Origin of the sequence: Lysinibacillus sp. IITD104 (genome assembly GCF_036698265.2) — a bacterium.
GTDB lineage: Bacteria > Bacillota > Bacilli > Bacillales_A > Planococcaceae > Lysinibacillus > Lysinibacillus boronitolerans.
In genome coordinates this window covers 791,430-801,486 of record NZ_JBAHYH020000001.1, presented here as the reverse complement: position 1 = coordinate 801,486, position 10,057 = coordinate 791,430, and the positions used below count along the sequence as shown (strand labels likewise).

Genomic DNA, 10,057 nt, shown 5'->3' with positions numbered 1-10,057 from the left:
GTGCTTTGTTCACTAGCAAAGCTAGCTACTTAAAACTTTATTGATTACGTTTTGCTTGTTCAGTTTTCAAGGTTCATTTTTATTCAAGTCGTTTTTTCAGCGACTTCTTTATATTAACATCTTATTCAAAACATGTCAACAACTTTTTAAGAGAAGTTTTTTATGCTTTTATCTGAGTTAATCGTTATGTCTTAGCGACAATTAATATAATACAATACTAAGATATTATTCGTCAACAACTTTTTTTAAAAAATATCGAGGTATTTTTAGATACCTCGATTACAAGCATACTACAGTCATTGCCCCATTTCTAGAGCATCTTTATTTACCTTGTAATGACGGTGAAATATCCTTTCATTTTTCGCTGCAATTGGTTCAATTTGAATATAGCCTTTATCCACTAAATACTCCACAAACACTTCTAAATCCACTGAGTAATTCACGAGCTCATGATGATCATGTAATTCCTGAATGGTCCACATTTCTTTTGTTTGCATGACTTCTAGTATATGCTGTGCCCCATCTCGTGTACGAGAGTGGATTAAAAACTCACTTGCTAAAAACAACAATTCTAAGCGCTTTTCTATTGGCTCATTACTTGTCACTAGCTCTTCATACAGCTTATAGATGGCTGGCTCAATTTTTTTCACCTGAGCCCAAACAGTTACTTCAGGATACAGGCCACTATCGATAATAGATAAACGACCTAAATGATGTAGGGAATCCACAACGTGATTATAAGCATCCAAGTAACTTCCTTTATCGAAGTATTCTTTCCCTTCCAAATAGCGACGAATTAACTTTGAAAATTGAATACCTGTTTTAATTTTACGTCCGCTATACGGAAATTCCTGCAATTCTATTTTTAATTTATGCAGAAATTCATTCCGATCAAATAATACTCTACCGAAGAATATCCAATCGACGACCTTCCGATTTGAACCAATGAGTAACCATTTTCGAATTAATTTTTCCGTAACAGTATGTAGAGCGATTTTATTTCCTTCATATAAGTAATGTTTTGAAAAGACTGGTTGCTCTGCTTCTTTTACGATAATGAGTAAAACCGTATCAAATGTATCTGTAACGTTACTTTGTTCTTCACGCTTTTCCACTAAAATTACGCCTAATGTATTCGACTGACTCGCACGTTCTTGATAGATTGGACGCAGTACTTGCTCCATGTTCAGCCCTCCTTTATTCATATAGGTTCTTTATTCCGTTAAAAATTCGACATACTCTAAAAGTATTCCTTCTTTCATTCAGTTCAAAGCTAAAATACTTTGTCCTTATATGTTATAGTAGATTTTAGATTGGGAGGCAAGATGAAATATGAAACCTTATAAAAGTAAAATTAATAAAATTCGTTCATTCGCACTAGCACTAATCTTTTTTGGTTTTATTGTCATGTACGGAGGCATTTTCTTTAAAAATAGCCCGATATTAGTTTTAATTTTCATGTCACTAGGTGTTCTTTGTATTATCGGTAGTACAGTTGTATACGCTTGGATCGGATTACTGTCAACAAGAGCTGTTCAAGTTGAGTGTCCAAATTGCCATAAGCATACAAAGGTTTTAGGACGAGTAGATATGTGCATGTACTGCAATGAGCCATTAACACTTGATCCTACTCTAGAAGGTAAAGAGTTCGATCAATCCTATAATAATAAAACAAAAAAATCCTAGCCCTTTCTAAGAGCTAGGATTTTTATTGAACTTTTGCAGTAGCAACTTTACATGTTGGACAAGTGCCGTATATCTCTAAGCGATGCGAATGCACATCAAAGCCTGTTACCTGTGATGCAAAATGCTCTATTTCGTCGAGTCCAGGATAATGGAAATCGACGATCTTACCACAGCATTCACAAATCATATGGTAATGATCGTTTGTCACGAAATCAAAGCGACTTGAAGCATCCCCGTAAGTTAGCTCTTTCACAAGACCTACTTCACGAAATACACGCAGGTTGTTATAAACAGTCGCTACACTCATATTAGGGAACTTGCCCTCAAGTGCTTTATAAATTTCATCGGCAGTAGGATGTGCCATTGATTGAATTAGATATTCCAAAATAGCATGACGCTGAGGAGTAATACGTACACCAGTTGTTTTCAACGTGTCCAGTGCATCTTGTAAATGCGTTGTAGACATCGTCATGCACCTCTTCCATAAGTATTATTAATTTATAATTGTTATAAATAGTGTATCCAATTCGTACTACTTCGTCAACAATCACACATTGCTTATCCTCAATAAATCAATGGCTGTTCCTTAATATCCTCTTGATAGATCCATGACATTTTCTAAATCAGTATCACCTTTTAGCCATTTTGTTAGGCTTGGCTTGAAGATTTCTAAGCTACGCTCGACATATCGAGAAGAATGACTGGATACATGGGGTGATACTATGACATTTGGTAATGTCCATAATGGATTGTCAGATGTCAGAGGCTCTTCTTCGAATACATCTAAAACTGCGTGTCCTATTTGCTTTGTTTCGATCGCTTGAATGAGTACCTTTTCATCCACTAAATTACCTCGACCAAAATTCATGAAGATCGCATTATTTTTCATCGCAGCAAAATGCTCTTCTTCTAATAAATGGGTCGTTTCTGTTGTTTTTGGTAATACAGAAATAACAATATCCGCTTGAGGTAGAGCCTCTTTTAATTGAGCAAAGCTAATCATCGTATTCATATAGGCCGCTTCTTTACCAGAGCGGTTACAGCCAATCGTCGTAACACCAAAAGCTTGCAATAAACGCCCAACTTCCGAACCAATGGCACCCGGTCCCAAAATAAGTGCCGTACTATCTCGTAATTCCGTTTGTTGTGCTTTTTTCGACCATTCACTTTTCTTTTGCTGCTCATACATCCAAGGCAAAGCTCGTTTAATGGCTAAAATATGAGCAAGCATGGATTCAGCCATAGGCGTTTTATGAATGCCCCGAACATTTGAAACTAGAATGCCGCGTTCGATAATAGCCTGAGCCGGCATTTTTTCTATACCTGCCGATGCAACAAAAATCCATTTTAGCTTCGTCGCATATTGAATACTCTCTTCTGTTAAATCTTCACCATATGTAACTAAGACATCCGCTTGTTGAAGCTCTTCATTTGATAAGCTCTTTTCAAAGATAAATTCAACCTGTGGAAATTCTGCTAATAATGGCTCTCGTAAATCTGGTCTAGGTTCAAATGTAAAATAGATTCTCATTGTTTTGCCTCCTGTTCTGCTAAATAAGCGTAAACTTCTTCAATATGATTTTTTACTCGAACCTTGCGCCAAGCTTTTACAAGCTTCCCCTCAGTATCAATTAAAAACGTTGAACGCTCTATGCCCATATATTCACGTCCATACATTTTCTTTAAAGTCCATACATCATATGCTTCAGCAATAGCATGATCCTCATCCACTAATAATGAAAATGGCAAGCCATGCTTATCAATAAATTTTGCATGTTTTTTCTCGTTATCTGGACTAACACCAAGAACAACAGCATTTAAATGACTGAAGTCCTCAAACTTATCGCGAAAATCACATGCCTCTGTCGTACAGCCTGGTGTCATATCCTTTGGGTAAAAATATAAAATAACATTCTTCCCTTTAAAATCAGCTAAATGCACCATCTCGCCCTTTTCGTTCATTAGAGAAAAATCTGGCGCCTTTTGTCCTTCTAGTAAAGTCATACAATCTCCTCCTCTGTAGGTTCTATTTTACTCTAAGTAACAAATCAAGTCATATCCCTTAATTTCTTTGGATTTCTTACAGTGATAGGTCTACAATAGATTACGTATAAAAAGTTAGGAGGCAATTCTATGAATCATGCAAAATCTGAAGCAATACATGCAGAGGCTTTACAGCATATTGTTGGTGGTGTAAACAGCCCTTCTCGTTCATATAAAGCAGTAGGTGGCGGTTCTCCTGTAGCCATGGCGCGAGGAAAAGGCGCCTATTTTTGGGATGTAGATGGCAATCGCTATATCGACTACCTAGCAGCATATGGTCCAATCGTTACTGGCCATGGCCATCCACATATTGCAAAGGCCATAGCGCACGCAGCTGAAAATGGTACACTGTTTGGGACACCGACTGAATATGAAGTTACTTTTGCAAAAATGTTAAAGGAAGCCATCCCTTCGATGGATAAAGTACGCTTTAACAACTCTGGCACAGAAGCTGTTATGACAACGATTCGTGTGGCACGTGCCTATACAGGCCGTACAAAAATCATGAAATTTGCTGGCTGCTACCACGGGCACTTCGATTTAGTATTAGTGGCTGCTGGATCAGGTCCAGCAACATTAGGAACACCTGATTCAGCAGGTGTTACAACTTCGACTGCTGAAGAAGTTATTACTGTACCTTTTAATAACCCTGAAGCCTTTACAGAAGCCATGGATAAATGGGGCGAGGAGATTGCAGCTATTTTAATCGAGCCAATAGTAGGAAACTTCGGTATTGTTGAACCGAAGCCAGGTTTCCTTGAATTAGTACATGCTACAGCAAAGGAAAAAGGGGCCCTAACGATTTACGATGAAGTCATCACGGCCTTCCGCTTCCACTATGGTGGCGCTCAAAATTTACTTGGCCTAACACCTGATCTAACTGCACTTGGTAAAGTTATTGGTGGTGGTTTACCAATCGGTGCATATGGCGGACGCAAAGAGATTATGGATACTGTTGCACCACTCGGCCCAGCATACCAAGCGGGTACGATGGCTGGAAATCCTGCATCTATGCAAGCTGGTATTGCTTGCCTAGAAGTGCTACAAACACCAGGTATATATGAGGAAATGGATAGATTAGGCGCAATTTTAGAAGAAGGTATTTTAGCTGCCGCTAAAAAACATGGCGTAACCATCACGTTAAATCGTCTTAAAGGAGCGCTTACTATTTACTTTACAGATGTGAAGGTAGAAAACTATGAACAAGCTGAAAGCTCTGATGGTGAAATTTTTGGACGCTTCTTTAAACACATGCTTGAGCAAGGTATTAATCTAGCTCCTTCTAAATATGAAGCATGGTTCTTAACAACTGAGCATACAGAAGCAGACATTCAGGAAACAATTAAAGCAGTAGATATTGCGTTTTCTCAATTGTAATCTTGACAAGAAAAAGGCGACTTGCAAGTAGAAGTCGCCTTTTTCTTATTCATCCATGCAAATCTATGTATTTTATGAGTACTTCCTTCTATAATGTAAAGAAGCTAAAAAATATTAGACAGAAAGGACATCTTTATGAAATTAGGTGCCCGTGTATTTAAAACTGGTGTAGCTATCGTATTTGCATTATTTATTGCAGAGTTGTTAAAACTACCTTCACCTGTTTTTGCTGGAATTGCAGCTATTTTTGCTATTCAGCCTTCTATTTATCGTTCTTACCAAACCATTGTGGAGCAAGTACAAGCGAATATTATAGGTGCGACAATTGCCGTCATTTTCGGCTTACTTTTTGGCCATCATGTCGTTGCCATTGGTATAGCCGTCATAATAGCTATTGGTTTAATGTTAAAGTTTAAACTCGAAAAATCACTTTCGCTAGCGTTGGTATCAGTTGTAGCTATTATGGAATTTCAAGGGGATGACTTTTTAACGTTTGGTTTGATACGCTTTGTTACGATATTAGTTGGGGTATTAGCAGCATTTGTCGTAAATCTTGTGTTCTTACCACCTAAATACGAGGTAAAACTATTTCGCAAAATTTATATTTTACAAGATGATATTATTCGTTGGACACGACTGGCTGTACGGCAAGCTTCTGAGCATACATCCACAAAAACAGCATTAAGTAAGTTTAAAAACCGTATGCTACGAGTGGATACGCTGTATGATTTTTATAAGGAAGAGCGTAATTACTTAAAAAATAAAAAATATGTGAAAGCACGCAAACTAGTAGTCTATCGTCAAATGATTTTAACTTCCAAGAAAAGCTTGGAATTGCTACAGCGTTTGCATAATCACGAAAATGAATTAGCTCAGCTCCCTACACAATTTCATTTAATGATTCAGGAGAGACTTGATTCCTTGTTAACATACCATGAGCAATTGCTCTTAAAATATACAGGAAAGCTAAAGCCTGAGCATTCGGAGTGGAGTAAAAGCATTGACTATGTCCAACGTAATGAGCTGATGGAAATTTTTATCAAGCAAATCAACTTTGCTCGTGAAGAGGGCGATACGGAGTTTTCTAGCTATCACCTACTCTATATATTATCGCGTATTTTAGATTATGAGGAAAACCTAGAACATCTCGATACACTCATTGTGTCCTACCAAAGCTATCATGGACATGAAATCAATGTAGAATTTGAAGAAGAATTCATTTAGCTAGCATTTTATGGCAACAGATTACCTTGATTCTAGGGGCTTTTGATCACCCTTTGAATGAAGAAAAGTCTGTTGCTTTTTCTATACAAAAAACCTCCAAGTAGTAATCTACTTAGAGGAAAGGAGCTAAGAACGTAATGTTAGCAGTTGTTGCTCTGCTTGTTGGCGTTTGACCGTTTGTACATCACGTAATTGCTGATAATTGGCAATGCCTGATACAATAGTATCCCACATTTCTTCAAGAGTCTGGGTAGTGCTGGATTGTTGAGCCATGGCAGTACTTAATTGCACCGCTTCCTTGCTAGCTCCCCCAAATTGCTTCATACGGTCTTCAAAGGCAGAGGCTGATTGACTTTGTAATTGTTGACGTCTTTCATTAACTGCATTCATCAAACCCATTTTAAAAACAGGAATGGTTTTAACAAAAGCCCCATTAATTTGTTCAATCAATTCACTGTTACCATTACGTAGCATATCGATTTGGGGAGCTGTGATAATAGCCACCATACGCGATTTTTCTAAATCATCTATTTTTTGCTGGAGCATCTCTGCAATAGCTTGCAAACGATTTAGCTCCATTTTCGCCAGCTGATTACCTGCTTCACTCTGTTTTTCATACATCGGAATCAATGTTGTTTGGACCTCATGAAGTTTCATATCAGTTGCTACGATATACTTTTCTAGCTCAAGATAGTACATGAGGTCCTCTTGATATAAGCGTGCAAGTACTCGATTATCCTTCGCTAATTCTTCTTCCATCAGCACAAATTGATAATGGATTTTCTCAATCTCTCTCCCCAGTCCATTGTATTTCGTAAATAAATCACCATCATTTTTGGTCTTCCGTGCAAATAGCTTTTTAAAAAAGCCCTTTTGTTCTGTAAAATCTTGTTTGTCGAATGTTTGCATAAGGGCTTCAAGCTGCTTAAATAATTCATTTGATTCGAAAGTTGTTGACTGGGTGATGATTGCTAAAATTTGATCTGCAAATGTAGCTAATTTTGTAGCCGGCTCTTTTCCCAAAGCTAATAGCTCTAACTGATTTTTTATATCAATTTGATTGGCAATTTGCTTTACCTGTGCATGATCCCGTAACTGTTCTTTGAAGGCTTCTGCTGTTTCCAGCGTTAGCTGCTTCAGCGTCAACGAGTTATTTGACATTTGTGCCGCCTCCTTCCTATCATCAGAAAAAACGATTAAAGAGTTTTTTTATGATTTTGTCGGGTGCAGTTTTCTGTGGCTTTGGTTCTTCATAGTGCAAGTCAAATAGCATATGCTCTAAACGATGTACATCGTAACTATCTTCTCGTAAATGTTTTTCTAAATCTAGTTGTCCTGTCGGGTTATAAAAAACAATATCCACACCAAATCGATTTAAAAAGGCCAATAATACCATGTCCTCACGTGATAAAGCTGGTTGTTGAGGTGCTTGGAATAATACCAGCTTCGGTACCTCTTGTGAATAATCAAAGCTTTGTAGTAATCGCAGTACCTCCGGAGGAATCATCGTCATTTGTTTAAATAAAAATAACTGTAAATCATATAAGGACTCATTCGGCTGTTGTTTCAACATGGGCTGCTCACAGGAAGTTTTTATCGTATGTGCAATTGCACGCTGTAGCTCCAATGTTAACTCCCCATATTGCCACCAATCACTTTGCATAATACGCTCTACTGACAGCTCTCCATTTACTAGGCAATGCTTATAGTGAAAGTGGAAATTGGCTCTGCTCGTTGATGCATAGGGGAATTTCTGGACAAAAACAGTTTGCGGATTTGCTAATAACTGATGCATATAATGCCAGTATTCTTCACGTTGGCTCGAAACCCCACTAATTTTTGCAAATATGACTGGTATGACAACCTCATCTCCAACCACTTCAAACTGTGGTCGAACCAAAGCTTTCTCTTTTGCATAAATAAAAATATCGTCATATGTCATCCGTAATGTTAAGGAGCGTGGCATAAAATCTTTAAACTGCCAAGGCTTATAGACACCTGATTGCTGATCATGCATTAATTGTTCAAAATGCTGACTCGATCGATATCCGACCGTTGCCTGCCGATCACGCAACTTATCAGGAAATGGCTGTAAAGCTGTTTGATTGGAATATGCATATGTGATGGAGAAAGAATCATTAGGATCAATCTCAGCAAATTCATCCGTTTTAGCTGGATGAAAAATTAATACGTCACAACCTAGCTCCATTAATAATAATAAGAAATAGCGCTGACTAAGTGTTGCTTCCCCGTACCAAACTACTTTAGGAAAATCATCTGTTGGTTTCATGGATTTTGTCCATAGAATCCAATGATTTTTTAACCATTTCACCATATCAATTAAAAAACGGCGAAAGTCATTTGCTAGCAAACCTAACGATTGCTGTTTTTGAAAGAGCTCTACTACTTTAATGGTTGCTAACTGTAAATGGCGATTCATTACACTATCATCATGTTTAGGAATTAATTGATAACCATACATCATTGCCACTAAACGATTAATAGATAGACCTTGTGGAGTTTGTTGATGCTGTGAAAGGATTGCTTGTATTGCCTGAAAGTCTTTTGGTTCAATATGTTTATTTAATTCTTCACTTAAAATATGGATGTTAGCGTTTTGTGACAATGTAAATAATGAATTGAAGTAATCATCTTCTTCGATTGGTACGCCCAATACACGTACAGCAATTCTACTAAAACTCACTTGTTGCTCTGTTTTTTCATAAAATGCACGATTCTTTGGTGAATCTTGAAACGCCTGTAGCCAATCATCAGGATGACGCTCCAACACTGATTTAATTGTGATTGTTTGCATACAAACGCACCTCCTAAAAATCATCCTCAGCCTATGTGGAAGCATTCATTTGTCATAGGGCGCCTCACCTAATGACAACAAAAAATATTTGAACTTTTATATGACCGTATGTTGTGATGCCATCTTTAAAACCGCTTCCAATAAATCTTTTGTAAATGCTTCGCCGTAGAGAGGCGAGTAAGTTGTATTTTGTAAAACTTTTGGCTGTTTATCCTTTAAATCTCCATGATTTGGTGTAAAAGCTAAATCAGCCATTGCAAGCATGCCATAATCCATAATAGAATCACCTGCTGCGATATGCATATCGTATGTACAGAATTCCTTTATATATTCTATAGCCGCTTCCTTTGTCAGCACCTTAGGCATAAAATACAATTTTTTCCCTTGTAATAGAACATACCAACCATGCACATCAAACTCTCGAATCATCGCTTGTAATTCATCGGATGGTAAAACGTTGATATCTACATGATGTACGTAAAAAAGCTCATCAATATACAAAGAACGTTGTAGCCATGTATCAGATTTAATCGTCTGAAAAAGCTTTAGCATATCCATACGAGGAATTGAAGAATCTTCAATGCGTCTAGATAATGTTTGTGTCCATTTTTCATATGGCTGACCCTTTTCTACTATTGTACCCCCATTGCTTGTAATTGCAAAAGCAGGGCATAAATCATGAATAAAATGGATTCTTTTATATTGATGTAATGCTCTTGTTGTAACAGGTACAAATAGAGCTTGTTGGTGCACCTGTTGCAATAGGGGTGCTGTTGCCTGCGTCATCATACTCATTGCAGTTTCAATCTTGTGTTCAACGACGATTGTCTCTGTAGCTGGCGGAAACATCTCCATCATGCGTTTAGAATAAATAAGGGTTCTATCTAAATCAGATGTAAATAATATCATCAT

10 protein-coding genes are annotated in these 10,057 nt (G+C 37.4%); 3 read left to right on the top strand and 7 right to left on the bottom strand.

Going from position 1 to position 10,057, the window contains the following annotated elements; genetic code table 11:
- Positions 1–296: 296 nt before the first annotated feature.
- A complete protein-coding gene (locus V1L66_RS04085; protein WP_036077012.1) occupies positions 297–1,184 on the bottom strand; it encodes a nucleotidyltransferase-like protein in 888 nt (295 codons plus the stop codon).
- A 148-nt stretch (positions 1,185–1,332) separates the two neighbouring features.
- Between V1L66_RS04085 and V1L66_RS04080 the strand changes: the two genes are divergently transcribed.
- Positions 1,333–1,686 (top strand): YgzB family protein, encoded by a 354-nt coding sequence (locus V1L66_RS04080; protein WP_036077010.1) that lies wholly within the window; start codon positions 1,333–1,335, stop codon positions 1,684–1,686.
- A 22-nt stretch (positions 1,687–1,708) separates the two neighbouring features.
- On the opposite strand, the gene perR is transcribed toward V1L66_RS04080, so the two are convergent.
- From perR to bcp, 3 genes are all read right to left on the bottom strand, one after another.
- Entirely contained in the window at positions 1,709–2,152 is a 444-nt protein-coding gene (perR, locus tag V1L66_RS04075; RefSeq protein WP_016994016.1) for a peroxide-responsive transcriptional repressor PerR, read from the bottom strand.
- Positions 2,153–2,272: 120 nt separating this feature from the next.
- A complete protein-coding gene (locus V1L66_RS04070) occupies positions 2,273–3,217 on the bottom strand; it encodes a D-2-hydroxyacid dehydrogenase (protein ID WP_036077007.1) in 945 nt (314 codons plus the stop codon).
- Positions 3,214–3,690, bottom strand: coding sequence for a thioredoxin-dependent thiol peroxidase (gene bcp, locus V1L66_RS04065; protein ID WP_036077006.1), 477 nt, complete (start codon positions 3,688–3,690; stop codon positions 3,214–3,216). Before bcp ends, V1L66_RS04070 begins: the two co-directional genes overlap by 4 nt.
- Positions 3,691–3,819: 129 nt before the next feature.
- Here bcp and V1L66_RS04060 point away from each other — a divergent pair, with 129 nt between their 5' ends.
- Complete coding sequence (locus tag V1L66_RS04060) at positions 3,820–5,106, top strand: glutamate-1-semialdehyde 2,1-aminomutase (RefSeq protein WP_036077004.1); 1,287 nt, start codon at positions 3,820–3,822, stop codon at positions 5,104–5,106.
- 135 nt (positions 5,107–5,241) lie between these two features.
- Entirely contained in the window at positions 5,242–6,330 is a 1,089-nt protein-coding gene (locus V1L66_RS04055) for an aromatic acid exporter family protein (RefSeq protein WP_016994014.1), read from the top strand.
- Between the two features lie 126 nt (positions 6,331–6,456).
- On the opposite strand, the gene V1L66_RS04050 is transcribed toward V1L66_RS04055, so the two are convergent.
- The 3 genes from V1L66_RS04050 to V1L66_RS04040 form a co-directional block, all read right to left on the bottom strand.
- Positions 6,457–7,491 carry a toxic anion resistance protein gene (locus V1L66_RS04050; protein ID WP_333004894.1) on the bottom strand — a complete coding sequence of 345 codons (1,035 nt, stop codon included), beginning with the start codon at positions 7,489–7,491 and terminating at the stop codon, positions 6,457–6,459.
- A gap of 22 nt (positions 7,492–7,513) precedes the next feature.
- Positions 7,514–9,145: a YceG family protein gene (locus tag V1L66_RS04045; RefSeq protein WP_333004896.1), complete on the bottom strand. Its 1,632-nt coding sequence runs from the start codon at positions 9,143–9,145 to the stop codon at positions 7,514–7,516.
- A gap of 96 nt (positions 9,146–9,241) precedes the next feature.
- The gene (locus V1L66_RS04040; RefSeq protein ID WP_333004897.1) at positions 9,242–10,054 is read right to left on the bottom strand and encodes an HAD family hydrolase; all 813 of its coding nucleotides are present in this window, start codon (positions 10,052–10,054) and stop codon (positions 9,242–9,244) included.
- Positions 10,055–10,057 lie beyond the last annotated feature (3 nt).

What these genes read in the sequence shown, in the direction of transcription:
- V1L66_RS04085 (WP_036077012.1), bottom strand. Translation starts at nt 1,184, where the DNA reads ATGGAGCAAGTACTGCGTCCAATCTATCAAGAACGTGCGAGTCAGTCG.
- V1L66_RS04080 (WP_036077010.1), top strand. Translation starts at nt 1,333, where the DNA reads ATGAAACCTTATAAAAGTAAAATTAATAAAATTCGTTCATTCGCACTA.
- perR (WP_016994016.1), bottom strand. Translation starts at nt 2,152, where the DNA reads ATGTCTACAACGCATTTACAAGATGCACTGGACACGTTGAAAACAACT.
- V1L66_RS04070 (WP_036077007.1), bottom strand. Translation starts at nt 3,217, where the DNA reads ATGAGAATCTATTTTACATTTGAACCTAGACCAGATTTACGAGAGCCA.
- bcp (WP_036077006.1), bottom strand. Translation starts at nt 3,690, where the DNA reads ATGACTTTACTAGAAGGACAAAAGGCGCCAGATTTTTCTCTAATGAAC.
- V1L66_RS04060 (WP_036077004.1), top strand. Translation starts at nt 3,820, where the DNA reads ATGAATCATGCAAAATCTGAAGCAATACATGCAGAGGCTTTACAGCAT.
- V1L66_RS04055 (WP_016994014.1), top strand. Translation starts at nt 5,242, where the DNA reads ATGAAATTAGGTGCCCGTGTATTTAAAACTGGTGTAGCTATCGTATTT.
- V1L66_RS04050 (WP_333004894.1), bottom strand. Translation starts at nt 7,491, where the DNA reads ATGTCAAATAACTCGTTGACGCTGAAGCAGCTAACGCTGGAAACAGCA.
- V1L66_RS04045 (WP_333004896.1), bottom strand. Translation starts at nt 9,145, where the DNA reads ATGCAAACAATCACAATTAAATCAGTGTTGGAGCGTCATCCTGATGAT.
- V1L66_RS04040 (WP_333004897.1), bottom strand. Translation starts at nt 10,054, where the DNA reads ATGATATTATTTACATCTGATTTAGATAGAACCCTTATTTATTCTAAA.